The 26,543-nt window shown below is 40.8% G+C and carries 25 protein-coding genes, 1 other RNA gene and 2 pseudogenes; 19 read left to right on the forward strand and 9 right to left on the reverse strand.

The features are described from left to right. The first annotated feature begins 38 nt into the window (after positions 1–38). Complete coding sequence (locus Aba26S_RS14790; protein ID WP_145980622.1) at positions 39–341, forward strand: hypothetical protein; 303 nt, start codon at positions 39–41, stop codon at positions 339–341. 292 nt (positions 342–633) lie between these two features. Here Aba26S_RS14790 and Aba26S_RS14795 read toward each other — a convergent pair whose 3' ends face one another. Then, positions 634–1,011 (reverse strand): VOC family protein, encoded by a 378-nt coding sequence (locus Aba26S_RS14795; RefSeq protein WP_043973037.1) that lies wholly within the window; start codon positions 1,009–1,011, stop codon positions 634–636. Between the two features lie 157 nt (positions 1,012–1,168). Between Aba26S_RS14795 and Aba26S_RS14800 the strand changes: the two genes are divergently transcribed. The 3 genes from Aba26S_RS14800 to Aba26S_RS14810 all read left to right on the forward strand — a co-directional run bounded on the left by Aba26S_RS14800 (position 1,169) and on the right by Aba26S_RS14810 (position 3,345). Then, entirely contained in the window at positions 1,169–1,621 is a 453-nt protein-coding gene (locus Aba26S_RS14800) for a GNAT family N-acetyltransferase (RefSeq protein ID WP_043973039.1), read from the forward strand. A gap of 286 nt (positions 1,622–1,907) precedes the next feature. Further along, positions 1,908–2,354 carry an ABZJ_00895 family protein gene (locus Aba26S_RS14805; protein ID WP_043973041.1) on the forward strand — a complete coding sequence of 149 codons (447 nt, stop codon included), beginning with the start codon at positions 1,908–1,910 and terminating at the stop codon, positions 2,352–2,354. An 85-nt stretch (positions 2,355–2,439) separates the two neighbouring features. Next, entirely contained in the window at positions 2,440–3,345 is a 906-nt protein-coding gene (locus tag Aba26S_RS14810; protein WP_043973043.1) for a TIGR01777 family oxidoreductase, read from the forward strand. On the opposite strand, the gene thiO is transcribed toward Aba26S_RS14810, so the two are convergent. Together thiO and hemB are read right to left on the reverse strand one after the other, a co-directional pair. Beyond that, positions 3,331–4,452 (reverse strand): glycine oxidase ThiO, encoded by a 1,122-nt coding sequence (gene thiO, locus Aba26S_RS14815; protein ID WP_005239173.1) that lies wholly within the window; start codon positions 4,450–4,452, stop codon positions 3,331–3,333. The two genes, Aba26S_RS14810 and thiO, sit on opposite strands and share 15 nt — an antisense overlap. Positions 4,453–4,734: 282 nt before the next feature. Beyond that, positions 4,735–5,748 carry a porphobilinogen synthase gene (gene hemB / locus Aba26S_RS14820; RefSeq protein WP_043973068.1) on the reverse strand — a complete coding sequence of 338 codons (1,014 nt, stop codon included), beginning with the start codon at positions 5,746–5,748 and terminating at the stop codon, positions 4,735–4,737. A 170-nt stretch (positions 5,749–5,918) separates the two neighbouring features. On the opposite strand from hemB, the gene Aba26S_RS14825 reads away from it, so the two are divergent. From Aba26S_RS14825 to Aba26S_RS14890, 15 genes and pseudogenes are all read left to right on the forward strand, one after another. After that, positions 5,919–6,416 (forward strand): thioesterase family protein, encoded by a 498-nt coding sequence (locus Aba26S_RS14825; RefSeq protein ID WP_005239170.1) that lies wholly within the window; start codon positions 5,919–5,921, stop codon positions 6,414–6,416. Between the two features lie 176 nt (positions 6,417–6,592). Further along, a complete protein-coding gene (locus Aba26S_RS21455; RefSeq protein WP_228267640.1) occupies positions 6,593–6,964 on the forward strand; it encodes a class I SAM-dependent methyltransferase in 372 nt (123 codons plus the stop codon). An 85-nt stretch (positions 6,965–7,049) separates the two neighbouring features. Then, the gene (locus Aba26S_RS21460) at positions 7,050–7,277 is read left to right on the forward strand and encodes a hypothetical protein (protein WP_005239166.1); all 228 of its coding nucleotides are present in this window, start codon (positions 7,050–7,052) and stop codon (positions 7,275–7,277) included. 317 nt (positions 7,278–7,594) lie between these two features. Beyond that, positions 7,595–8,743 (forward strand): HlyD family efflux transporter periplasmic adaptor subunit, encoded by a 1,149-nt coding sequence (locus Aba26S_RS14835; protein WP_005239164.1) that lies wholly within the window; start codon positions 7,595–7,597, stop codon positions 8,741–8,743. Between the two features lie 6 nt (positions 8,744–8,749). Continuing rightward, on the forward strand, positions 8,750–10,276 hold the full coding sequence (locus Aba26S_RS14840; protein WP_043973045.1) for a DHA2 family efflux MFS transporter permease subunit: 1,527 nt from the start codon (positions 8,750–8,752) through the stop codon (positions 10,274–10,276). Positions 10,277–10,586: 310 nt separating this feature from the next. After that, entirely contained in the window at positions 10,587–12,581 is a 1,995-nt protein-coding gene (gene ggt / locus Aba26S_RS14845; protein WP_043973047.1) for a gamma-glutamyltransferase, read from the forward strand. Between the two features lie 160 nt (positions 12,582–12,741). After that, positions 12,742–13,101, forward strand: a transfer-messenger RNA (tmRNA) gene (gene ssrA / locus Aba26S_RS14850). A gap of 124 nt (positions 13,102–13,225) precedes the next feature. Then, positions 13,226–13,483: pseudogene (locus Aba26S_RS14855) on the forward strand (lipocalin family protein); the annotation flags it as partial. A 457-nt stretch (positions 13,484–13,940) separates the two neighbouring features. Continuing rightward, positions 13,941–14,930 (forward strand): acyl-CoA desaturase, encoded by a 990-nt coding sequence (locus Aba26S_RS14860; protein WP_043973051.1) that lies wholly within the window; start codon positions 13,941–13,943, stop codon positions 14,928–14,930. Then, a complete protein-coding gene (locus Aba26S_RS14865) occupies positions 14,927–16,204 on the forward strand; it encodes an NAD(P)/FAD-dependent oxidoreductase (RefSeq protein ID WP_005239074.1) in 1,278 nt (425 codons plus the stop codon). Before Aba26S_RS14860 ends, Aba26S_RS14865 begins: the two co-directional genes overlap by 4 nt. Before the next feature lie 11 nt (positions 16,205–16,215). Beyond that, a complete protein-coding gene (locus Aba26S_RS14870; RefSeq protein WP_005239072.1) occupies positions 16,216–17,031 on the forward strand; it encodes a DUF1365 domain-containing protein in 816 nt (271 codons plus the stop codon). Beyond that, entirely contained in the window at positions 17,006–18,211 is a 1,206-nt protein-coding gene (locus tag Aba26S_RS14875) for a cyclopropane-fatty-acyl-phospholipid synthase family protein (RefSeq protein WP_043973054.1), read from the forward strand. Before Aba26S_RS14870 ends, Aba26S_RS14875 begins: the two co-directional genes overlap by 26 nt. Before the next feature lie 28 nt (positions 18,212–18,239). Then, the gene (locus Aba26S_RS14880; protein WP_005239051.1) at positions 18,240–19,019 is read left to right on the forward strand and encodes a DUF1295 domain-containing protein; all 780 of its coding nucleotides are present in this window, start codon (positions 18,240–18,242) and stop codon (positions 19,017–19,019) included. 8 nt (positions 19,020–19,027) lie between these two features. Further along, a complete protein-coding gene (locus Aba26S_RS14885) occupies positions 19,028–20,077 on the forward strand; it encodes a cyclopropane-fatty-acyl-phospholipid synthase family protein (protein WP_043973073.1) in 1,050 nt (349 codons plus the stop codon). Between the two features lie 31 nt (positions 20,078–20,108). Next, positions 20,109–21,434, forward strand: coding sequence for a HAMP domain-containing sensor histidine kinase (locus Aba26S_RS14890; protein WP_005239049.1), 1,326 nt, complete (start codon positions 20,109–20,111; stop codon positions 21,432–21,434). Here the strand turns inward: Aba26S_RS14890 and Aba26S_RS14895 are convergent. The 6 genes and pseudogenes from Aba26S_RS14895 to Aba26S_RS14920 form a co-directional block, all read right to left on the reverse strand. Continuing rightward, entirely contained in the window at positions 21,431–22,126 is a 696-nt protein-coding gene (locus Aba26S_RS14895) for a response regulator transcription factor (RefSeq protein ID WP_005239047.1), read from the reverse strand. The two genes, Aba26S_RS14890 and Aba26S_RS14895, sit on opposite strands and share 4 nt — an antisense overlap. A gap of 15 nt (positions 22,127–22,141) precedes the next feature. Then, positions 22,142–22,636, reverse strand: coding sequence for a chalcone isomerase family protein (locus Aba26S_RS14900; protein ID WP_043973057.1), 495 nt, complete (start codon positions 22,634–22,636; stop codon positions 22,142–22,144). Between the two features lie 89 nt (positions 22,637–22,725). Beyond that, entirely contained in the window at positions 22,726–23,298 is a 573-nt protein-coding gene (locus Aba26S_RS14905) for a nuclear transport factor 2 family protein (protein WP_043973059.1), read from the reverse strand. A gap of 417 nt (positions 23,299–23,715) precedes the next feature. Continuing rightward, a complete protein-coding gene (locus tag Aba26S_RS14910; RefSeq protein ID WP_043973061.1) occupies positions 23,716–25,221 on the reverse strand; it encodes an NAD(P)/FAD-dependent oxidoreductase in 1,506 nt (501 codons plus the stop codon). A gap of 53 nt (positions 25,222–25,274) precedes the next feature. Further along, positions 25,275–26,171, reverse strand: a complete 897-nt coding sequence (locus Aba26S_RS14915) for an alpha/beta fold hydrolase (RefSeq protein ID WP_043973064.1) — start codon at positions 26,169–26,171, stop codon at positions 25,275–25,277. 7 nt (positions 26,172–26,178) lie between these two features. Beyond that, positions 26,179–26,543 (reverse strand): annotated as a pseudogene (locus Aba26S_RS14920) (metal-dependent hydrolase); the annotation flags it as partial.

Here is a 26,543-nt window from a genome sequence, read left to right on the forward strand (position 1 = left end):
TTATTCTTGTCATTTCATTTTTCTTATTTTTTTATTGGATGAAAGAAAAATCAAAAAACTATACTTATATAAGGAAAGATATCTGTGGTGAATATATTTATACATCAAATAGATCGTCTATGAGGGGAGCAGGAACAACAGTTGATCTGGCTATAAAAGTAAATGGATATGGTGACCTCATAACAACTTGGGATAAAAAAGAATTTCTAAAGAAAGTAAATGGGGAACAATTAGATAGAAAAATACTATGCGTAAATGTACTGGTTCCAGTATTGGGTGGGGTTGAAAATTTAAAAGGTGCAACACAGGCACAAAATTTGACTATTAAATTTATTGATTAACAATGAGAAGTAAGCTTATATTAAAGCTATACAGAATATTTCTCCTTATTTTTTAAGTTGTTTTAGTTTTTTAGTAATTAATGATGTTGGCTTTAGGGGGCTCATATGCTACTAAAAAGTAATAAAGCTATTGTAAAATAGAAAATAAAAGATAGTGCTAAAGGTGTTTTTTTAGTTAATTTTAAGTTTTTTATTAAATCTAATGTAAACTGTATTTAAATAAGCTCTAATTTAATTGCTTTTAAAGTTTTCTAAAACTTATACTATTTTATTAAGTTTTATTATAGTGCTGTCATTTTGCATTTTCATCGATTTCGCAAATCCCGAAGGTATTATGATCGAGGTCGATGAAATAGCCTTGCCAGCAGCGGTTCGGGATGGCAAATTTTTCCATGGTGATAATCCCACCTAGACTTAAAATTTTAGCTGCAATTTCATCGAAATTTGCCACCTCTATACTACAGGTAAAAGCGTTGCTGCCACATCCTGTTGCTGGTGTTGCAACGGGACGTTGCAGTAAACCACCGTAAATCCCCTCTGTAGTAATTCGATAGTACTCGATCGGTAAGTCGTGCACTTTTTCAAATTTCCAGCCAAAAATGGATTGATAAAAATGAACATCACGTTGTGGATTTGATGACTGGATTTCAAAATAAATAATGTTGTTCATTCCATCTGCCCTTAATTTTTATAGTCGCAGAATTATTCTAAAGAGATATGGAATTGAAAGACGAGAGATTTATGTAAGCAGGTGCGCATTTTGCGGTTTGATCATAAAATTGCGTTGAATACATTTGAATAAGATATAAGAGGTTAATCCTGTATTGATGAAAATTATTAAATTAGAGAATCATCCTGAATTGCAAGAACAGGCTGCACATTGGTTTTCAGATCAATGGGGAATTCCTGTTGAGGCCTATCGAGACAGCATACAAATCTCAATTGAACAGCCAGGAGAAATTCCACAATGGTATCTGATTCTGAATAAACATCAGCAAATCATTGCAGGGGCTGGAGTGATCGAGAATGATTTTCATGACCGTAACGACCTTAGTCCCAATCTATGTGCGCTATTTGTTGAAGAGGCTTATCGGAAGCAGAATATTGCAAGGGAACTGTTGGACTTCATACGTGCGGAAATGAAAAATTTAGGGTTTGAGAAACTGTATTTGGTCACAGACCTAGATGATTTTTATGAAAAATGCGGTTGGGTATTTTTAACAAGGGTTCAAGATGATGAGGGGGAATTGATGAAAATGTATGTTGCTGATACGTTTTAGCATACAAATTTCAGGCAAATAAAAACCGACGATTCGAGTGATGATAAATCGTCGGTCAAAATCTTTTTCAATGGTTCTGGCTGCTAACACAACCATTGCGAAAGATGGAGAGTCATAATGAAAGGTCACCGAAAACACTGCGGATGCCGTGCAATGTCCAATCGGTTGCTGCGACCTTGTACCCTATATAACGCTGTTGCTTGAGGATTGGTTGACATTAAAATGAAAAAAAAGTGAAAAAAATTTATAATTATTACTTAAGACCAGTCTAATTAGGTTTATCTATATGATTTCATTGCGTTTGTATTATTTCTGGTTTTTCATAATTTGTTTTACTGCGACTTTGTTGGTTGGTGTGCTAGCAGCCATTTTGCCTAATAGTATTGGCGGCGTATTGACTGCTATTCCTTATTTAATTGCCATCATTGTGCTTTTATTTAAATTTTTGAAGAAACAGCGCCGTGCACCCACGCCACAGGAAAGGAAACGTTTAAGTATTGGATTTAGTCTGATCTTTTGGGGATACCACGTCTGTGGCTTATTGTTCGGGCTATTTATTTTTGCACGCAAAGATCCCGAAGTGTGGCAAAACTTCTTGTTATATCTGAAACAACCTGCATTTTTGCTTAGTATTATAGCAATGTGGTTTGTGATAGCCGTGCCACTGTTCTTGATTACCTATTGGTTTTATGGACCGCAAGCACAGCGAATGGCCAATAAAATGTTCAACTAGTTGAACAAAGTTCACTTGTAATTCACTTTCATTCTGCTAAGAGTTAGACATTGATCTGATCAATATCATGCGGGATGAGAGTGCGATGCAAAAACAGACGGTTTTAATCACAGGTGCAAGTGGTTTTATTGGCTCACATTTGTTGCCTTTTTTATTAGAACAACACTATCAAATCATTGCACTGACCCGACAGCCAAATCGGGTTTCTCAGCATTCAGCGCTACGTTGGGTGAATGATCTTGATCAAATTGCAACGCAACAGATTGATTATGTGATTAATCTGGCTGGTGAAAATATTGGTGCAAAACGCTGGACGGAACAGCGTAAACAGCAATTAATACACAGCCGTGTTACGGTGACAGAACAACTATATCAATGGCTGGAACATCGGCAAATTGTTCCCAAATGCATTATTTCTGGCTCTGCGATTGGTTATTACGGTATTGATCCACAAGAGCAATGGAAACTTGTTTGTGATGAAAATACGCCACCACAAGCGATTTTTATGTCCGAACTTTGCCAAAAATGGGAACAGACCGCTTTAAAATTTAGTCAACAAAATACCAAGATCATTCGTTTAGGTGTAGTTTTTGGACGGGGCGGGATTTTGCCACAAATGCTGTTACCGATTCGACTGAATACCATTGCACAAATTGGTTCAGGACAGCAACCAGTCGTGTGGATTCATATCCAAGATGTACTGAATGCCATGGTTTTTCTGTTGCAATCTAATCACAGTCAAAAGGCGTATAATCTTGTCGCCCCAGAACAAATCAATCAAAAGCAGTTCGTTCAAATGGCTGCTCAGATGTTAAGACGTAAACCTTTTATACCAATGCCTAAGTGTGTGTTTAAATCGGTGCTTGGTGAACAATCGCAGCTTATTTTGAATGGTCAATATGTGGCACCTAAGGCGTTGTTAGAACAGGGCTTCCAATTCCAATATCCAGATTTGAATGTGGCATTAACTGAAATTTTAGCAGGAAATTAAATCCTGTCGCTTTAAGCGTAGAGGTGAATAGGCTAGGGGATCAACCAGTGGGTCTTGCTTCAAAATGAGCTGACGTAGTAGACGCGCTGAGCCCGAGCCCATACACAGGCCATTGCGGAAATGCCCAAAGTTAGCCCAAAGATTTTCCAAGTCTGGCATGAGGCCGATATAGGGAATACCCTGTGGGGAACTTGGACGTAAACCTGCCCAGCGTTTTACAATCGGGAATTGCGCTAACTCAGGCACCATCTCTAAGCAGGCAGTGAGGATATCTTGCTGGGTATGTTCATCCACCGCAGTACTAAAGCCAGTCTCTGCCATGCTTGAACCACAGACAATGTGACCATCTTGACGTGGAATCAGATACATCACCCGATTCATGCACATGGTTGGCAGCCAGTTTTCAGGGGTTTTAAATAACAGCATTTGCCCTTGCACGGGATATACTGGGATATTGCGTTGAAGCTGCTGTTGCCATTGCTGACTCCATGCCCCAGACGTAATCACCATATGATCTGCAGTAAATTTCCGACTATCTTCGGTTTCAATCCATTGAACTTTTTTATTTTGAATCATCAGTTTTTCAACAGGGCAATGCTCAAAGAAACGTACCGCAGCGTGTTGTTTTAAATAGCAAATTAACGATTGTAATAAACGTGGATTACGGACATTGGACAGGTATGGGAAATACATTGCGTGTTGGAATTGTGCTGAAATATATGGGTTGACGCGCTGTAGTTGAGAACGATTGAGCAGTTCACTGTGTTGCATCGGTTCTTGATATCGAGTGGCGTAATTCAAGCCAATTTCAAAATCGTCCTGATCGAAAATTAGCATGCCTGTATCGTGGATTTGAAAATCAATATCCGTAACAGGCAGCAGTTTTTCATTCCATGCTTGGTAGAGGGGCTTGCCATATTGCGCCAGTTGATTGACTTCGGGCGCATAACGCCAAGGATACATCGGCGAGAGGATACCTCCACCTGCCCATGAGGCGGCTTGACCTGCTTGTTGTTGGTCAAAAATATCGACAGAGCAGCCTTGTTCAGCAAGTTCCAATGCTGACATTAAGCCACTAATACCCGCACCAATGATGGCAATATGCATAACTTTAATTTAAGTGGTTTCTAAGATAAAACGTATCTTGAAATTTGCTACACGGAAGACGTCATTCGCAACCTGCGTGATATACGCTAAGAGAAGCCCTGTTATACATCCTCAATATTAGAAAAATGTAAGAAGTGAACAGGTTTTGCGAATGACAATGGTTTTGCCTACTTTTCCCGAAAGAAAAGTAGGTCGAGCCGAAGGCTAATCCAGAAAAAGGATGAGAGCTCAACAAGACTCTGGAGTAGATACTATCATTTTCGGATAGATGAAATATAACTTCTATTTCATCTCTTTTAATTTACGGGCTGCATCTTCCGCAAAATAGGTCCAGATCCCATCTGCACCCGCACGACGGCAACACAATAATGACTCTAAGATCACGCTGTCAGATAGCCAGCCATTTTGAATTGCACCGGCAAGCATGGCGTATTCACCACTGACTTGATAGATAAAGGTTGGCACACCAAAGGTATCTTTGACTTCACGCACTACATCCAGATAAGGCATACCCGGTTTGACAATCACCATATCCGCACCTTCTTGTAGATCCAGTGCAATCTCATGCAAGGCTTCAGCACGGTTCCCCACATCCATTTGGTAATTATATTTATTACCGCCTTTCAAGTTGCTGGCAGAACCGACTGCATCTCTGAAAGGACCATAGAAGCTTGAGGCATATTTGGCTGAATAAGCCATGATGTTGGTGTAGATAAAATCATTTTGTTCAAGTGCTTGGCGAATTGCGCCAATACGACCATCCATCATGTCACTTGGTGCAATCACATCGGCACCTGCCGCAGCATGACTCAGGGCCTGTTTTACTAAGCATTCAACGGTTTCGTCATTGAGTACATAACCCGTGTCATCAATAATACCGTCTTGACCATGTGTGGTATAAGGATCAAGTGCACCATCGGTAATCAAGACCATCTCTGGTAATTCTTTTTTAAGGAGGCGGCAAGTGGTTTGTACCAAGCCATCTTCATGCCAAGCGGCTTCTGCAGTTAAGCTCTTATCTTGTTGAGGGGTGACTGGGAATAAAGCCAGTTTTGAAACCCCGAGTTCAAGCAGGTTTTCTGCTTTTTTTAATAATAAATCAGCGGACAAACGTTGCACATTGGGCATGCTTGGAATGTCTTGGGTCTGTTGTTGTCCTGGTAATACAAACACTGGATAAATCAAATGATCCGTTGTCAGATGTGTTTCGCTGACCATGGCACGTAGTTGGTCATTTTTACGGATACGGCGCATGCGAGTCGCAGGAAAAGCTGGACGATTGAACGTATAAGTCATAACAATCTCGATGTTCAGTATTACACTATAGGAATAATTGAGTGATTCAGCCATGCTAGGGGAGAGTTCAGCGACATCACTCAATTACAAACCCCGCTATTGTAGCCCCATATTTTTAGATTTGTGCAAAAGAATGGAAAGTTATTCTCTCCATTGAGTGTAGGCCGCGTATGAATGATGTAAAGAGAAACTGGACTGGGAATATTCAGTTAGGTGCCAAGGCAGACCACCAAGTGGTCTCGAAGCAATTATGTAAGGCATTCAATGCCTGTCCGTTTTTTAAATATTGCGGCATGGTGATGCGGGTGGTCGATGGCCAGATTGAAGCCTATGTTGAGATGCAACCCGAACTGGTGGGAAATGTGGCATTTCAGATTTTACATGGGGGTGTCGCTGCCACGATTCTGGACAGTATTGGAGGGGTCGCTGCAATGGAGCAACTCTATCTCCGTGCCACGCCAGAAGATCTGCCTGATACCATCAAGAAAGTATCCCGTTTGGCCACTGTAGACATGCGTGTCGATTATCTGGCTCCTGGGCGTGGAAAATACTTCATTGCCCGTGCTGAAACGCTACGTTTAGGGCGTAAAGGTTGTACCATGCGCATGACCATGGTCAATGATGAAGATAAGCCTATTGCGACAGCAATTGCCTCTTATGCTTACTAAAAAGTGTTGAACACTTAAGCTGTTTTTTAGCATGGACTTCTGTCTTTCATTCAACTTCCTTTTTCCGCATTGATAACGTATTTCTATCCTAAGGAATACGTGATTCAGCAAGAAAAAGGGGCTGTTGTACCTCATCTGAAGCATCATTTTGATTTGCTTAAACATAATCGAGCAGCATGGATAAGCAGGCGCAAGAGCAGCAGTCATGGTCACGTTCTGTTAGTCATGAACTCATCACTGTAGCCCTTCAGGGCGATTGGGAAGTGCATATTATCCCAAGACCATTAGCCAAAGCATGGCTCGGTGAGATTGTCGGGAAAAATATTTTGTGTTTAGCCTCTGCAGGTGGTCAACAAGCACCTGTGTTGGCGGCTGCGGGTGCGAATGTCACGGTGTTTGATCTTTCCGATCAGCAACTACAGCAAGATCGCATGGTGGCTGAGCGGGAAGGACTGCATCTCAAGACTGTACAGGGAAATATGTGTGATTTGCATGCCTTTCACAATGCTGAATTTGACCTGATCATCCAACCCATTTCAAACCTCTAGGTTGCGGATATTCAAGCGGTCTGGAAGATGTGTTCTCGAGTCTTAAAAAACCTCAAGGGATTCTGATCGCCAGTTTTATAATCCTGTGGTTTTTATTTCAGATCGTAATCCTGAATATGCCAAGCAGGGACTGATTCATCCGATGTATACCTTGCCTTATTCAGATCTTCAGGATCTAAGTGCGGACGCGCTCAATGCCAAGTTACAAAGAGGAGAAGTAGTGGTATTTGGGCATAGCTTCACTGATTTAATTCAGCGGCAACTGGCTGCAGGCTTTCTGCTTCAGAGCTTTTATGAAGATGATCAATTGTAGCCACGTTTTTGAGTAGATCGATTTATGCCAACGTTTTTGGCAACACGCGCGATTAAACTTTAAACCAAGAGCTGATTGGGGGGATTTGGAAAGACTTGTATCGTGAGTCTACTTAAAAAATATCATTAATTAATAATTGAACGCATCAGTTATTTTTTTTATTCTCGTATTATGATTTTTTATCGTTAAAATGCCCAATAATATTTTGCTGCCGTTTTGCACTTTGGGTTTTAACATTCAGTTAAGTTTTTTTAAATAAACTGATCGGCTGATTAAACCAAAAGTTAAAAAGTCTCTTTAATTTTCAGGAATAACCTATGACCGACGCCCAAGCCAAGCCTCAGGATGTTGCTTCAGACTCGGCATCAGATGATGCAATGAAAGCAAAACGTAAAAAGTTTCTCGGATTTTTCGCACTCATTCTTATTCTTGCTGCAATCCTGTACGGTATTTGGGCACTGTTCTTTAACCATTCAGTTAGTACCGACAACGCCTATGTCGGCGCAGAAACCGCACAGATTACCTCGATGGTCAGTGGGCAGGTGACCGATGTATTGGTGAAAGAGACGCAACAGGTTAAACAGGGTGATGTGTTGGTGCGTATTGATGAGCGTGATGCCAAGATTCAATTGGCACAGGCGCAGGCGGAACTTGCCAAGGCGCAGCGTCAATATAAACAAAGTCAGGCCAATAGCAGTTCTTTGAACTCTCAAGTGGTGGTGCGTAATGATGAAATCACCAGTGCACAAGCACAAGTGAGCAAGGCGCAAGCAGACTACGATCGTGCTGCACTGGAATTGAATCGTCGTAATGAGCTGGCTGCATCTGGCGCGATTTCTAAAGAAGAATTGAGTAAGGCACAAAGTGCGGTTTCTACGGCAAAAGCCAGTCTGGAATTAGCTCAGGCTGGTTTGGCGCAAGCCTCTTCGAGCCGTAAAGCTGCGGAAAGTACATTGGCTGCCAACGATGCCTTGATCCAAGGTTTGAATGAAGCATCGACTCCTGATGTATTGGTGGCGAAAGCACATGTGGAACAAGCTACACTGGATCTAGAACGTACGGTAATTCGAGCACCTATCGATGGCGTGATCGCACGCCGTAATATCCAGATTGGACAACGCGTTGCACCGGGTACGGTAATGATGTCGGTAGTCCCAGTGTCTGCACTGTATGTCGATGCCAACTATAAAGAAAGCCAGTTGGCGAAAGTCAAAGCCGGACAGAAAGTCACTTTACGTTCTGACTTGTATGGTGATGATGTGGTCTATCATGGCGTAGTACAAGGTTTTTCTGGTGGTACGGGTGCTGCTTTCGCCTTGATTCCTGCACAAAATGCTACGGGTAACTGGATTAAAGTGGTACAGCGTTTACCTGTACGTATCAGTCTTGATCCGAAAGAACTTGCACAACATCCATTGCGTGTGGGGCTGTCGATGCAAGCGGATATTGATCTCGCATCGAAGTAATTAGCCATGAAAACGCAAAATCCTTTTGCAGAACTTAGTGGTGGGCGTCTACTGCTTGCAGCATTTGTCATCGCCCTTTCCAATTTTATGGTGGTCCTAGATACCACCATTGCCAACGTATCTGTGCCTCATATTACAGGTAACCTCGCAGTTTCCAGTTCACAAGGCACTTGGGTCATTACCTCCTACGCCGTTGCAGAAGCGATTTGTGTGCCATTAACAGGATGGCTTGCAGGACGCTTTGGTACAGTGCGCGTGTTTGTTTTTGGTCTGATTGGTTTTACCCTCTTTTCCTTTCTATGTGGTCTTGCCACTTCCTTGGAAATGCTGGTGTTTTTCCGTATCGGACAGGGTCTGTGTGGTGGTCCACTCATGCCACTCAGCCAAACCTTATTGATGCGGATTTTCCCACCTGAAAAGCATGCACAGGCGATGGGTCTCTGGGCGATGACCACGGTAATCGGACCAATTTTAGGTCCAATCCTTGGTGGATTAATCAGTGACAATCTTTCTTGGCACTGGATTTTCTTTATCAATATTCCTGTCGGGATTTTCTGTGCTTTAGCTGCGATACGTTTGTTATCTGTAGCTGAAACCAAAACAGAAAAACTACGAATTGATGCGATTGGTTTGGGGTTGTTGGTGCTCTGGATTGGTGCACTGCAATTGATGCTCGATTTGGGGCATGAACGAGACTGGTTTAACAGCAGCAGTATAATCATGTTGGCTTTAATTGCCGTGGTTGGTTTTATTGTGTTTATGATCTGGGAGCTGACCGAAAAGCATCCCGTGGTGAATTTGCATGTGTTCCGACATCGGGGCTTCGCCGTGTCCGTATTGGCGTTGGCTTTTGGCTTCGGTTCCTTCTTTGGCAGTATTGTGCTGATTCCACAGTGGCTACAGATTAATTTAGGCTATACCGCCACATGGGCGGGTTATCTAACTGCAACCATGGGGTTTGGCAGTCTGACCATGTCCCCGATTGTAGCCAAGCTGTCAACCAAATATGACCCGCGTGCATTGGCCAGTTTTGGTTTAGCCTTGCTGGGTGTGGTGACTTTAATGCGCGCTTTTTGGGTGACGGATGCTGACTTTATGTCTTTGGCTTGGCCGCAAATCTTGCAGGGCTTTGCCGTGCCATTCTTCTTTATACCGCTGTCGAATATTGCAATGGGTTCGGTGTTGCCACAGGAAATGGCCTCGGCTGCTGGTTTGATGAACTTCTTGAGAACCATGGCAGGGGCGATTGGTGCGTCGATTGCAGTCACGATTTGGGATGATCATGCCAAAGTGGCGCGTAGTGAAATGGTGAATAATTTACATCCGCAAGAAGTACAAAATACCCTGTTGCAGAATGGATTCTCTTCTGATGCGACACTCGCTATGATTTCGAATCTGGTCGATAAAGAGGCCATTACCATGTCTGCCAATCATGTGTTTATGCTGTTGGCGATTGTGTTTGTATTTGCCAGTGCCTTGATCTGGATGAGTCCAAAGCCGAAAGGCAATACGGGTGGCATGCCAACACACTAGATATTTTGAAGAAAAAAAGCATCTCTTGGGAGGTGCTTTTTTTATGTATAAAAATAGTGTCTTGGCTAGGAATTGTTAGATTTTGCCTGTTTTTATAGCAGAAATACGTGCCAGAATCGGGCTGAAAGTTCAAAAAGACGACATGATCAAACAAGGAGAGACATTGGTGGGCTTAGGATTGAAGGCCCAAAATTATTAGAGATGACTAAAAGTTATTTTTTATCAAAGATTAAAAACATTTGTACCTAAAAATAAAGACGCTTGCATGACAATTGCATGGATAGGTCGATCGATATAGTGGAGTTATCACGTGAATCATAAATATTCATTTTTGTTCAGTAGTCTATTGGCTGTTGGCATATTACAAGGATGTGGAAATAATTCCTCATCAGATCAATCGGGCAATGACTCCAATAGCAATCACCCATCAAATTCCAATGTAATTATTGACCAAGATTCAACGAGCTGTAGCAAACTGGTACAGGATGGTTCCAGTGTGGTGGTGGGTTCAGACCAGAATGGTGATCCAGCGGCCCCCGAAGGTGCGTCAGGCTATCGATTAAACAATACGGTTAAATATGCTGATCAATATATGGTGGTCGCGAACACGCCATTGGCAGTAAAGGCAGGATGCGAGATTTTAAAAGCGGGTGGCAGTGCCGTTGATGCGGCCGTTGCGGTACAGGCGGTATTGGGATTGGTTGAGCCACAATCCAGTACTATCGCAGGCAGTGGCTTTATGATGTATTACGATGCCAAAAGCAAAACGGTCACAGCTTATGACGGGCGAGAAACTGCGCCTGCCGCAGCCAATGAATACTATCTGATTCGACAGGATATATATGATCCAGAATCTCCAGCCCCTGTACCAAGCACCCGCCGTAGTGGACGTTCGATCGGGGTTCCTGGGGTGATGCGGTTACTGGAACAGGCTCAGCAGGAGCATGGCAAACTGAAATGGGATCAGCTTTTTTATCAAGCCATTGATCTGGCCGATCATGGTTTTCGTATTCCGGGACGTTTGGCCGATGCAATTGTAAGTAATGCCGACCATTTGGCGCTGGATGCCAATGCGGTATCGACCTATTTCTACCCAGATGGTACGCCTCGTAAAGTCGGTGAAACCATGACCAATAAAGCTTATGCCAAAACGCTGGAAGCACTGGCAAGCCAAGGTGCAAAAGCCATGTACAGTGGGCCAATGGCGCAGAATATCGTGGCAAAAGCTGGACAAACAATCGGGGACGATGCTGCCCGTACACCGATTACTCCAAGCTTGATGACTTTACAGGATTTATCGAATTATCAAGTTAAAAAACGCACGCCAATCTGTACGACTTACCGTGACCGTTATTATGTGTGTACCATGCCACCGCCATCCTCAGGAGGAATTGCAGTTGCACAAACACTGGGTATTCTAGAGAACTTCGATATGAGCAAATATCCGCCGAAACAGCCAGAAAATGAAGGCGGGATACCCGATGTCATGGGCGTACATTTAGTTTCTGAGACAGAGCGCTTGGCCTATGCAGACCGTGATAAATATGTGGCAGACACTGACTTCATTTCATTACCCGCGAAAGGCATTGCCAGTTTGCTTGATAAAAACTATTTAAAACAACGGGCCGCATTGATCAGTCCAGATCAAAGTATGGGGGTGGCGCAAGCAGGTCAATTCGACTCAAATGCGGGCATCGATAAGACAGTTGAGCATGGTACTACACAGTTCACCATCGTCGATGCTTATGGCAATGTGGTATCCATGACATCGACAGTCGAATCCAGTATGGGGTCATTTCATATGGTCGATGGTTTCTTGTTATCCAATCAGCTAACCGACTTTAGTGCCTACCCTGTCGATCAAACAGGGGCCTTGTTGGCCAATCGGGTGGAAGGGGGCAAACGTCCACGCAGTACCATGGCACCCACTTTGGTATTCAAAGGCACCACAGCTGATGAATTTTATATGGCAACAGGTTCACCGGGCGGTGGCACCATTATTCAATATGTGGTTAAAACCTTGGTTGGGGCATTGGACTGGAACCTGAATGCCCAGCAGGCAACTTCGCTGGTGAACTTCGGTGCAACCAATAGCCCTAATACTAATATTGATAGCTCAAACGACCAGTTGTCTTTGCTGGAACTGATTGATGGTTTAAAAGCAAAAGGGCATGGTATTTCCAATACGGCACAAACCAGTGGTATTGCCACGATTATGAAAGTCAAAATTGATAATCAAAGCAAATATGCTGGTGGTGTAGACCCACGCCGTGAGGGCATTGTGTTAGGTAATGGTGCATTATAAGTTTATATCGAGAATGCTGTCTTTGTGGCAGCTTGTTTTAATTCAGGTCTTGAAAAACCAAGTTCAGCAACAATATAGACTTATAAGCGCATATTTTGTTCGATGCTTAGAAATTAACATTTAAATTCTAGCCATCTATGTTATCATTGCGCTGTACTTTGGGGATGTTATTGGCTTCGACGCTGGTGATGAAACTCATAGATGCATGCCGAGAGCGCATTTCCTCTCGTAAATAAAATTTGCATTTTAATAGTCGCAAACGACGAATCATACGCTCTAGCTGCCTAAGGGCAGCTTGTCCGCTTCACTGAATACTTGTGGTCAGTGAACCCGACTGAAGCGCACGCACACAAGTCCGTATAGTGTTGAGCCTCGGGACACTATACCAAATCTAGAGGATCGCACTTTGTACCCTGTTCGTCGGGTCGCTTAGTGTTAAAACAATAGACGATATCTAAGCATGTAGTATTCTCGAGTGTAGTGCTGGCGGACGCGGGTTCAACTCCCGCCATCTCCACCAAAATATTATTCGGGATTGTTCGATCCGATATAAAAAAGCTTTTAAGTTCAATACTTAAAGGCTTTTTTATTTGACTGTTTATCCGATATCATCCGACTTGATTTGACCTTATTTTTGCCTTTATGAAGGGAATAGTATGCTAAAAGTTAGCTTCTTGCCTTCTGGATTACGATGGATTCCGTTCACCAAAGGAGATTACTGGGTTCTAGGAGTTGATTCTAATTACCGTGTCGCATTGGTCGGAGGCCCATCTCATAAGTACCTGTGGATATTATCAAGAGATCCGAATCTGGATGCGGCAACGTATCAATCGTATGTGCAAACTGCACGGGATTATGGATATGATGTGTCTAAGCTGGTTCGCACGCCACAGAAAAAATAAATGGAAATCGTTGGGCAGGTTTAATTTTTTAGTTCAACTAAATTTGCAATAACATTTACATATTAGACGTGCGAAATCTATAGATTGTGTGTGTAGAATCGGGTAATTAACATCTAGCATTGATTGAGGCGTTTTTGATACGATCGTGTTTAAAACATGGTTCATTCAAGTACTTAAATTTTTAGTTGGATCACTAAAAGATATATCATCCTTCTCTAAGATTGTATGTCTATCTCAAAACGCTTATTGATGCAAAATTTTATCCATAAAACTATTCAGGTGAAATCTTTAAGGGGGACGACTGAACTATACTAAATATTAATTAAAATTAACTATAAATTTTTGTTTTTTAATAGTTTTGAATTAAAATTTAAGTTCGTGTTATGGGGTTCACATAAATTTCATATCCAGCTCTCTAAAATGAAAATTATAAAAATAGGTAGGTCGGGAAGAATCAATGCTTAAATTTTTTCTGGGATGGATAGATAGTTGGTCAAATACAGATAGGCTTGGATCAAATCCAGTTGATGGCCCTAAAAGTACCAAAGATACTCAAATCCAATGGTTGAGAATTATTCCATTTATCTTATTGCACCTTGCTTGTTTAGCTGTTTTTTGGGTAGGAGTTTCATGGTTTGCGATTATTTTTATGGTCATATTTTATGTGATCAGAATGTTTGCAATTACTGCTTTTTTTCATCGTTATTTATCCCATAAAACATTTCAAACCTCACGTCCTATACAATTTATATTCCTGCTTTTAGGAACAATGAGTGCACAACGCGGTCCACTTTGGTGGGCAGCACATCATAGAAATCATCATCGCTTTACCGACACTGAGCAAGATCCTCATTCATCTATACATGGTTTTTGGTACAGCCATATTGGATGGTTTTTAAATGCACAGAATTTTTCGACGCGCAAAAATCTCATCAAGGACTGGTTAAAGTTTCCTGAAATCATTTGGTTAGATCGCTTTAGCTTACCCATTGTTTTAATGACCGCTTTTGCTATCTATCTATTGGGCGAGTGGCTCGCTGTTGCTCATCCGAATTTAGGCACTTCTGGACTGCAATTATTGGTCTGGGGATTTGTTATTTCAACTGTGTTATTGATTCATGCGACTTTATGTATTAACTCACTTGCCCATTTATATGGCAGCAGAGATTTTGATACTCCAGATAGTAGTCGTAACAATCTTCTTCTATCAATTATAACGCTAGGTGAGGGATGGCATAACAATCATCATTATTATGCAGGTAGTACTCGACAAGGATTTTTCTGGTGGCAAATCGATATCACCTATTATGTGTTAAAAGCAATGTCTTGGTTGGGCTTGATTTGGGCAATAAAACCTGTGCCGCAACGTGTTTATGCTGCTTATAAAAACCAAAAACAAAATCTTAAAATCAACGTAATCAAAATTCAAACGAAGGAGTCTTCATGAACATTGCAATCGTTGGCTCTGGTATCTCTGGAATGTATGCAGCTTGGAAACTCTCAAAAAAGCATAATGTTACTATTTTTGAAAAAGAAAATTATTTTGGTGGGCATACAGATACCCATGAGTTTAGGATTGATCAAAAGAACCTAAGCATAGACAGCGGTTTTATTGTTTTCAATGCGTATAACTATCCTCTCTTTAGTGCCATGATTGCCGAGTTAGGGGTGCAGGCGCAAAGCAGTGACATGAGTTTTTCCGTGAATAACCAAGTGACAGGACTTCAATATAATCCTTCAAAAAAATGGTCCTTATTGGTTAGACCACAAAACTTTTTAAATAAGAAATTTAGATTGATGCTGTCAGATTTACTTCGTTTTTATAAAGAAAATAAAGATATTTCTGTCGAAGAAAGTAATCCTGAATTAACCATTGACCAGTATTTAAATCTTCATGGGTATTCACAAGTATTTAGAGACGAGCACCTCTATCCAATGTGTGGTGCGCTTTGGTCAAGCCCTGTTGATCAAGTGGGGAATATTCCCTACAAGTTTGTGATCAGTTTTTTTCAGCACCATCGTATGTTGCAATTAAAAGATCGACCGCAGTGGCAAACAGTTAAAGGTGGTTCAATATCCTACATCTACGCAATTCAGCGCCACTGTCCAACAATTGTCTGGAAAAAAAACCAAGTAAAGCAAGTGATCAGAAGTCATGATCATATTTCCATTGTAACAGCACAGGCAGAAGAGCGATTTGATTGGGTCATTTTTGCAAGTCATGCCGATGATACATTAAAACTTTTGAGTGAGCCTTCCGAGACAGAGCGTGAAGTCTTAGGTTGTTTTGATTATCAAGATAATCGTATGGTGGTACATAGTGATACAGCAATTATGCCGAAATCCCGATCACAGTGGGCGAGCTGGCATGTTCATGTGACTCCTCAGCCTCAAACTGAACAACAGACCTTGGCTGAAAATGTTCATTTTGGCTTTACTTACTGGATGAACAGCTTGCAAAACTTGAACTGTAAAACACAGGTTTTTTCTACACTTAATCCCAATACACCGATAGCCAAAGATAAGATTTATATTGAAAGACATTATCGACATCCCGTATTTAATAAAAATGCGCTTGAGGCCCAATCCCGTTGGCATGAATTAAATGGTAAACATTGCAGTTCATTTTGTGGTGCGTATTGGGGGTGGGGATTTCACGAAGATGGGGCAAGGAGTGCCGAACGTGTAGTAGAACATTTAATGACTATGGCTGATGAATAGGGGCGTTGAATATGTTGCAAACTCCACTTGCTATCGCAAAAGCTAAAATTAGACATCGTCGATTTATCCCCAAGGCTCATCAATTTGAAGCAACCTTAAGCTATTTATATTTTGATCCAGATCAGATCACAAAGAAACTCCGTCATTCATGGTTGTGTTCAACAGCACACTGGAATATTTTAAAGCTAGACGAAAATGATTTTTTGAAGGGCTATACTGGGAATTTAAGGCAAAGAATAAAAAAAATCTTATTGCAACAAGTAGATGTGGTCTTACCGATACAATCAGCAATTCGTGTCTTGGCTTTACCAAGAATGCTTGGTTTCAGTTTTAATTCTGTGGTGTTTTATTTCATTTTTAATGCTCAGCAACAGCTTGTTTTTATCTTGACAGAGATCACCAACACCCCTTGGAAAGAACGTAAAGTTTATGTGCATGATTGTCGTGAGAGGTTAGAAGCGCATTCTGGCTATCATGGTGCAGAGTTCGAATTTCAAAAAAGTTTTCATGTTTCTCCATTTATGCCGATGGATATTCAGTACAAATGGCGCTTTAACTTTTCTGATATTCAAAACGTGATTCATATGCAGCTTTATCAAACACAAAAATTAATTTTTGATGCAACGATGCTTTTTGAATTGGAAAATATCACAGTTCCTTCACAGCTTGATCGTTATGCTGTTCATTATGTTTTTGAACCTTTCAAAATGCTCGCTTCGATATATGTACAAGCGTTTTATTTATGGCGAAAGAAAGTTCCATTTTATCGGCACCCTAAAAAAGATAAGGATTTAAAACAAGATGATAAAAACGCTTATTTTCGGTGAAAATGATTCACTGCCATTGGTTTTACGGAGCTTGCTCAAACTTCGTCATGGTCAAATCCATTTCCGTGGTGAATGGAATGGTACGGTCGGTGAAATTTCTGATTTAGAAGTAACGATAGACGTATATGATAAAGCCCTGATGAACCTGATTTTTAAAAATGGTGTGCTTGGGGCTGCAGAAGGTTATATTCACGGATATTGGAGTAGTAACAATCTGGTTGAATTGATCCAAATTTTGGCTAGAAATCGCCATGTTCTCGATCAAATCAATCAAAATATACTTTCCCAAGCAAGCCAACTGATTTTAAAAGCGTGGTATAAAACACGTAAAAATTCATTATCAGGCAGCCGTAAAAACATTGCAGAGCATTATGATCTTAGCAATGATTTTTTCAAACTCTTTCTTGACTCTTCCATGATGTATTCTAGTGCAGTGTATAAGCAAACACACATGACATTAGAGCAAGCATCTGATTATAAAAAAGAATTGATCTGTGAAAAATTACAGTTGAAACCCATGGACCATGTCGTTGAAATCGGAAGCGGCTGGGGTGGTTTTGCGATTTATGCAGCCCAGCATTATGGCTGTAAAGTGACCACAATTACGATTTCACAAGCTCAATATGATGAAGCAAATAAACGTATTGCGGCGGCAGGCCTAAGCCATCGTGTACAGGTTGAACTCAAAGATTACCGTTTATTGGAAGGGAAATTCGACAAACTGGTTTCCATCGAAATGATCGAAGCTGTGGGAGAACAATATTTATCAACTTACTTTAATCAATGTAGATCCTTACTCAAGCCAACTGGTTTGGGATTGATTCAGGCCATTACGATTGAAGATGCACGCTATAAAAAAGCATTAAGTACAGTGGATTATATCAAGCGCTATATTTTTCCGGGTAGCTTTATTCCATGTATTAGTGTGCTGACTCAAGCCGCATCTGAACAGAAGCTGCGTTTAAAACATCTTGAAGATATTGGGCTTAGCTATGCCGAAACGCTTCATCAATGGCGTGAACGTTTTTTAAATGCCAAGGCAGAAGTATTGGCATTGGGTTTTGATGAACAATTTATTCGAATGTGGGATTTCTATCTTTGCTACTGCGAAGGTGGCTTTAAAGAAGGTGTGATTAGTAATGTACAGCTTTTATTCGAAGCAAGCCCTTATTCACCATAAAGTTATTTGATACATCAAGGAGACAGTCATGTTGTGGCAATTGTTTGTACTTGATGTTGTCGTGATGACAGTTTGCTGGTTATGGACAACATATAACCGCCGTGCAGGCATTGTTGATGTGGCATGGAGTTTTTGTATTTTTCTGAATATTGTCATTACTGCTTGGTGTGTAGATGTCGCGCCGGATAATGTCAGATGGTTTATAGCCATTCTGAGTTCTATCTGGTTTTTACGATTGAGTGTGCATTTATTTCGCCGTTATGTGGCCGAGCACGAAGAAGATCGTCGCTATGCCAACATGCGTTTAGCGATGGGAAAATATCAACATCTTGGTTTTTTAGTTTTTTTTATGTTTCAGGCTGGTTTAGCAATTTTATTCAGTATTCCCATGTGGAGCCTGTTAAATGTGCCAAGTACGGTTTGGAATAACCAAAGTAATGGTCTTCTCATGATTGCAGGCATGATTATGGTAATTGCATTTATGGGTGAAGTAGTTGCGGATCAGCAATTATACCGCTTTAAGCAAAATCCACAGAATCATGGAAAGACCATGGATCGGGGACTATGGAAATATTCACGTCATCCAAACTATTTTTTTGAATGGATCCATTGGTTTGCCTATCCAGTAATCGGGTTGGCAGCAGGACTATATAGCCTCTGGATTTATCCTGTTTTGATGTGGTTCTTTTTGTATTACATCACGGGAATTCCGTTTAGTGAACAACAGGCATTAAAAAATCGAGGTCAAAATTATCTCGATTATCAAAAACGAACTTCGATGTTTATTCCATGGAAACCCAAACAGTAGGTGCGCGTATGGACTTTATTATTCAGCAATCTTTGAAACTCGTTGAGAGCGGTTTAGTACCCGATCAAGCAATTCGGGCGGCGATTCGAGCGTTAAGTAAAAAGCGTTTGATTCAGGAAGGTCGCTATGATCCCGAACAGGGTGCTCAACGCTATATGGATGTACTCAATATGTTGAAGCAGAGTGAAATTGCGATTGAAACTGACAAAGCCAATGAGCAGCATTATGAATTGCCAACCGCTTTCTTTCAGGCCGTTTTAGGCAAACGATTAAAATACAGTGCCTGCTTTTTTGCTGACGATATAACCCAATTAAATGAGGCAGAAGAACTAACACTGCAAATATACTGTGAGCGGGCGCAACTACATGATGGTCAGAATATTTTAGAACTGGGCTGTGGTTGGGGATCTTTTACCTTATGGATGGCAGAGCATTATCCGAACGCCAAGATTACTGCTGTTTCTAACTCCGCAACGCAACGCCAACATATTTTAGCTGAAGCGGAAAAACGTGGTCTGGAAAATATTAAGGTGATTACTTGTGATGTAAATATTCTCGAATTAAAAGAAAACTCGTTTGATCGTGTTGTTTCTGTAGAAATGTTTGAGCATGTTAGAAACTATGAAAAATTATTTCAGAAAATTCAATTATGGCTCAAACCCAATGGATTGTTATGGTGTCATATTTTTTGTCATCGCTTCTTACATTATCCATTTGAAATAAAAAGTGAATATGATTGGATGTCACGCTACTTCTTTACGGGTGGATTGATGCCTGCAACATCAACTTTTTTGCACTTTCAAACACATCTGGAGTTATCACAGCATTGGCAGTGGTCAGGCACACACTACGAAAAAACAGCAAATGCCTGGCTTGAAAACATGGATCGTAACGCTGAACAACTCAAACCACTTTTCGAGCAGGTATATACACAGGATGCCGATGCTTGGTGGCAACGTTGGCGTATCTTTTTTATGGCTTGCGCGGAATTGTTTGGATTTGAACAAGGACAAGAATGGGTCGTTGGTCACTTCCTGTTCAAACAGAAAACCGTATAATTAAAATGAGAATCGAGCAGTAGATAGGCGTATGTTTAGGTCCAATAAGAGCGGTGAAAATATTCATCCATTGAGTGAGATGTTTAACCGTCATTATTGGTTGCAAATCGGGTTGATCGCGCTGTCAATTATCATCGGCATTGCATGTAGTGCCTGGGTCATTAAAGGCTCACTGCTCAAAACAGCACTTGAGCAAGAAATGGAACATTATTGGATGCGAGTTGATCGTAATCCGAATGCTGATTTGCCAGATACAAAAAACTTATATGGTTATCGTTGGCAGAGTCAGGATCCACCTTTGGCATTTAAAAATCAGACTTTAAAACAAGGCGTTCATCGCGTCTTCGTCGATGGCAAAGATCGAATGTCTGTTTATGGCGAAAGAAATGGACAACATGTCCTGCTTGTTTTTGGTGAAAGTAATGTCAACAAAATTGTGTGGATGTTTGGCTTAGCCCCGCTGATGTTCAGCTTGATTGTACTGTATAGCATTTTATGGTTTTCAAACCGGAGAGCTAAACGCTATTTTTCACCAATTACACGGCTGGCAAATGCTTTGGATCATATTGATTGGGCCCATCAAAATAAAGAGGCTTCTCCCTTTCAGGGAATCAGCACCAATGGCAATATGGAAGCTGAATATTTAAAGCAAGCATTAGAAAAGTATCATCAGGTTTTAAGTGATTTTATCAATCGAGAGCGTGAATTTACAGGTGATGTAAGTCATGAATTACGCACACCACTGACGATTCTAAAAGGCAATGTACAGCTTTGTCAGGTTAAATACGGGGACGATAAAGCATTGCACCGCATTTCTAACACCATTGAGGATATGCAACTGCTTGTCGAAACCTTATTGGCGATCGCACGCAATACCACCAATACCTTAACTGCTGAACAAACACGATTATCCGCTGTCATTAGTGATTTGCTAAAGGATTTAGAGCCTGTTAGTCAAAGCAAAGGTGTTCAAATTTTTGTTCACTATGATCCACAAGAGTTACCTCGACAGATTTATCCCTCAATGACAAAGATGGTCTTGAGTAACATTCTGCGTAATGCATTAAATTATTCTCAAGGCTCTAATATCCATATCATTCAACGCCAAAACAGTATTGTCATAGCTGACAATGGAATTGGAATTGTAATGCCAAATGATTGTAAAGTTCAGGAGCTAAGTTCACAATTTCAACTTACAGTCAAAGGTCATGGCATTGGTTTACAACTGGTTAGAAAGCTATGCACCCAATTGGGATGGAGAGTTGAGCTATTTGATCGCCAATATTATTTAAGCACTCATCCTCATCTACAATTAGAAAATACAACTGGTTTAATTGTTGTGGTGTATATGAATTAATGTGAATTCAAATCAAATGCCACTTTTAAACCAACACCTGAAATGGTATGGATCAACTTTTCTTGAAAAGGTTTATCTATCATTTTTCTTAAGTTGTAGATATGACTGCGTAATGCATCACTTTCAGGTTCTTCATCGCCCCATAGTTCGATAATAATTTCTTGTTTAGTAATAACCTTGGGAGAATTTCTCATCAAAATTTTAAGTAATTTGAATTGAATGCGTGGGAGTTCAATCGATTGACCTGCACGTGTTACAGTTTGGGTGGAACTGTCTAAGATTAGATCATGAATTTGAATTTTATTTGTTGATACTTCTCCAAGAGAACGTTTAATGAGAGCTCGAATACGCATCACTAACTCATTAAAATCGAAAGGTTTGATTAAATAATCATCGGTACCTGCGGTAAAACCTTTTAGTTTATCATCTAAAGTGTCTCTGGCCGTTAACATGAGAATTGGAATATCCCTACCTTGATCAGTTCTAAGCCATTCACACAAATCATAGCCTGAACCATCGGGTAAATTAATATCGAGTAAAAGTAAATGATAGGGGTTTGTTTTTAAAAAGTTGCGTGCAGCATCTAAATTACGGGCATGATCAATGACAAAGCCATGTTGTTCTAGAAATTCACATACGGTGGCGGCCAGCTCGAAGTGATCTTCAACCATAAGAATAAATTGATTGTTCATAATAATTTGATCAAGTTATCGATTTAATAATTGTTGCTTTAATTTAGCATTAAATGGTGAGTCTCCAAACCATATTTTAAAGTATTGATTCGCTTGGGAATCAGTAATTGAACCTAATCGTTTTTGATTCAGAGACAAGCTTAATTGTTTGTTCATCTGGTCATAATTTAAAGTGTAGAGATCGCCCTTTTTAACGGGGTGATATAATTCTGTAATTCTATTTAAAACTGATTCATCCGAAAAATGAGCAATGTTCTTTTTGAGGTAGTAAGTGGCCGCCTTTTTAAATGCCCATTCTGGAATATTTTGGTTATAAGAAAAATCTAATCGAATATTTTGATTTTCCCAGTTCTGACTGCAATTATTGGCATAATAGCTGACTGATCCCACATTTTTTGTTGTGACAATTAAGGGGGCTGTGGTACATAGTTGCGTATTTGCATGGGCTAAGCTTAAAGGTGCCATAAGACATAAGCTGCTGAGTCCAATTTTTGCTAAATAATGAAGCATTTGCCACCTCTACCTTTTATTTTATATATTTTATTCAACAAATTTAACAATCTACAGTTGTTCATCATGGCTATTTGTTTGACTGAACTTTAACTATTTTTTTTCAATGGTAAGATCAAAGAATAAGCATTGCCGACATAGGGCAGTGAACGATATAAACCATTAGCAGGGTCCCAATAATCTTGCTGAAAAATGATCAAGCCCTCGTCATTTATTTTGATTTGGCTAATTCCATATGAGGACATGGTTTTCATACGGCCCAACATTTTGAAGTCATATACCATATGCCAATGAATATAGGCCGAATCGTGTGTATGTGTTGCACTGATTAATTTTACTGAGACATTGCTGACATGTTCATTCATTCCTTCAAAATGTTTAACCAGCTCTTTTTTAGTAGAAAATTGAGAAAGGGTATCATTGATGTATAAATGATCTGCATAAAGTTGCCCCGCATTTTTGACAAAATCAGCGGTTCCCATTGTATTAAATGCAGCTACAAAGTGCTGACCGACAAGCTGAGCTTGTTCATCATTCAATATAATTCCTGAGATTTGCTTATTTGCCCTATCATAGTCCGCGCTATAGCTTGGTATACTTTTACAAGAAACCAATGAAAGTAAGGTCAGTGCAGAGAGAGTCACAGTTCTTAGAAATGTCATATTGTTAAACTCACACTATTTTAAAGTTAGCTTAAAAGGGGCAGCGTGAATATGATGTGAAATGCAATATAGGTGGTTTTAGCTAAAGCTATCTTCCCTAAATTAAATGATGAAAAGAACAAAATAGCTGCGGTTTGATCAGCAGAATTCAATCGATCATATGGCAACAGAGGTCTGTGGTAATACTGGCTGTGTCATGGGACATCGATATGGTTGAATGGTTTTATACAGCAGATTCAAACCTAGAGAAACATTCGTTGCCCTATAAGAAAGTTTCCAGATGATGGTGCAAACCCATGCGATCTTGTGGTTGCATTAATCATGATAAATCAGCCTCGATGCAAACGGTTTCAAGATCTTAGGATCATTGCAGAGAATAAAAAGTCTGCCCGCTAAGAGCAGACTCAGATGTCAGGTTTAAGCGATGACTTTGATTATGTTTGCTTCAGTGTTGTAATCTTTGAGATTGACATGATGTAATTTATGTTTAATCACAAAGCCAAACTCTGGCCAAATGATATGGTTACGTCCTGCATCATCGAGATAGTAGCTTTTACATATATCTGCTCTGACGGGCATCTTAGCTAATCGTTTATCAATGTTTGCATTAAATTGTTTTTGTACCGCTTCTTTCACTTCAATACGATCAAGTCGTCGATCCTGCATGAGCCTAATAGTTTTGGATATATAGATAGATTGTTGCTCCGCTGTCCACATAACGGAACCAACAGTATTCTGCGAATTTGGTCCTAACATCATGAACATATTTGGGAAACCATAAATTGACATGCCCATATAGGCACGTGGTTGACGTTGCCATATGTCACTTAAACTGCGACCATCGGTTCCTTTAATAATCTTATAAATCGCAGGTTCAGCAACAGCATAGCCGGTTCCAAAGATAATGGTATCTACTGCAATTTCTTTACCATCTTCACCGACGACACCATTTTTAGTGATATGCGATAGACCTTGAAAAAGTACAGATACATTGGGTTTCACCAGCGCATCATACCAGTTGTTGGAGAACATCGGACGTTTACAGCCCAGCGTATGTGTCGGTGTAATGGCCCGACGCATTTCAGGATCTTTAATGCTCAGATTGATATTCAGTTTACCTAGTGCATGCAGCTTTTCCATAATCTTGATATTCATGAATACTGGCAGTGACGGTTCTAGACTCCACAAGGCACCTTCACGAATCATTTTTTCGAGCAAAGGTGCTTTTTTAAAAACCTTTTTCACGATATTGGGAACAGCAAAATCCGGTTTTGGCAGTACCCAAGATGGAGTCCGCTGGAAACTATATAAATGACCGACTTGGGGTTGGATAGCAGGCAAGAATTGGATTGCTGAAGCACCACTCCCAATAACGGCAACACGTTTACCTGTTAAATCATATTCATGGTTCCATTTGCCTGAATGGAACATGGTGCCTTTGAATTGCTCTTGTCCCGGAAAGCTTGGCATTTTGGCTTCGCCAATAAAGCCTGTAGCTGGAACAAAAAATTTTGCACTATAACTTTGACCATCAGCTGTGTTGATCATCCAGCGGTTCAGTGCTTTGTCCCATCGTGCTTCGACCACTTCTGTGCCAAGCTGAATTTGCGGAACAATATCAAACTTATATGCAACATCTTCTAAATATTGGCGAATCTCAGCTTGAGGGGCATAAGTACGTGACCAGTTCGGATTGGGTGCAAAGCTCAGAGAGTACATTTCACTGGGCACATCACAAAACAGGCCAGGATAATCATTCAGTGCCCATGTACCACCAATACGGCTGGCCAAATCTAGAATCACGACATTGTTTATACCTTGTTGTTTTAATTTGATACAGGTACTCAGTCCAGAGGGGCCTGCACCAATAATCAAAACATCAACCGCTTGAGTGGGTTTGGATGATTGCACGATTTTATTCATAGAAAAATCCTGAAATGATATAGAGGGAGTTAAAAAATGGTTCGAATTAGTGCCTAGACGTGGGACTGTTGAAAATGCTCAATCAGCAACTCTGCAACGCGCTGCGGTTGCTCGGCCTGTAAGAAGTGCCCACAGTTGGGTAAATAAAAGTGATTCAGCCCCTTAGGGAAATATTTGGATTGAGCCAAAGCTTGATGCAGAGGAATACGCATGCAGCCATCATCCAGACCAGCCAAAGCCAATGTTGGAATTTGGACTGGATTGAGTAAATGTTGGTTGGCTTTCAAGTTGGTGGAATGATGAATTGCAAATAAGTTACGGTAGTAGCGTGTGGCTGCCCATGCGATTTGTGGATGGCTAAAAGCCTCCCGTGTGGCTGCAAAATCGGCTTGTGTAAATTGCCATGTGGGTGACCATTTTTTCCAGATTCTCGCAACAAATTCAGCTTGATTTTGCGATAGCAATGTTTGGGCAAACAGTGACTGCATTAGCAGCATATAAGAGGATAAATACAGCTGCTTTGGAAAATATTTTAAATTGCTCAAAATATTCTTTAGGGCTGGAATCGGAGGAACGGCCAGTAAACTTATACTGTACAGCGATGCTGTATATTGGCTGCTATAACTCATGGCGATGGCTGCGCCCCAATCGTGTCCAACCAGATGAAACTGTTGAACATCGAGCATTTTCAACCAAGCTTTCAAGTCAGCTGTCGCGGATGCCAAACCATAATGAGCATCGCTGCTTACCGAATCGAGTGTATACCCCCGCAACCAAGGGATGAAAACTTGATAGCCTGCATTGACCAGAATAGGGTAAACCTTGTCCCAGCAATGCGGTGTATCTGGAAAGCCATGTAGCAACACCACTACAGGATGATCAGGATGACCATACAGATTGGCATCCAAGCTTAATCCGTCACGTTGCAGGATGAGTTGATCACTATTCATCACGGCCTCAGCGATTGATTTTGGCTGCAAGCGCTTGAGCATAGGCTTCGGCAACTTGCTGGGCAGCAGGAGAATGCGCGATATAAGCCAGCGCTTTTTTCACATCACCATCATGTTCTGGATGATAGTTAAATTTACTCCAACCTTTAAGTGCAGTCAGAATCATCACCAGATCGGGGAGGCTTTTTTTCTGCTTGGCGGTTTGCTGAAATTCCCAAATCAAAGCCAATGGATTCTTGCGGGAGATTCGTTTTGCTTCAGGGGTGTTGTCCAACTTACACAGATAAACAGATGCACCTAACCAGAATCCGACCATGGCAATAAAGGCGAAGCCCATACTGAGCTGACGACCTAAATAGCCTGAACCGTACC

The sequence above is a fragment of the Acinetobacter sp. NBRC 110496 genome (assembly GCF_000876115.1).
Classification (GTDB): domain Bacteria; phylum Pseudomonadota; class Gammaproteobacteria; order Pseudomonadales; family Moraxellaceae; genus Acinetobacter.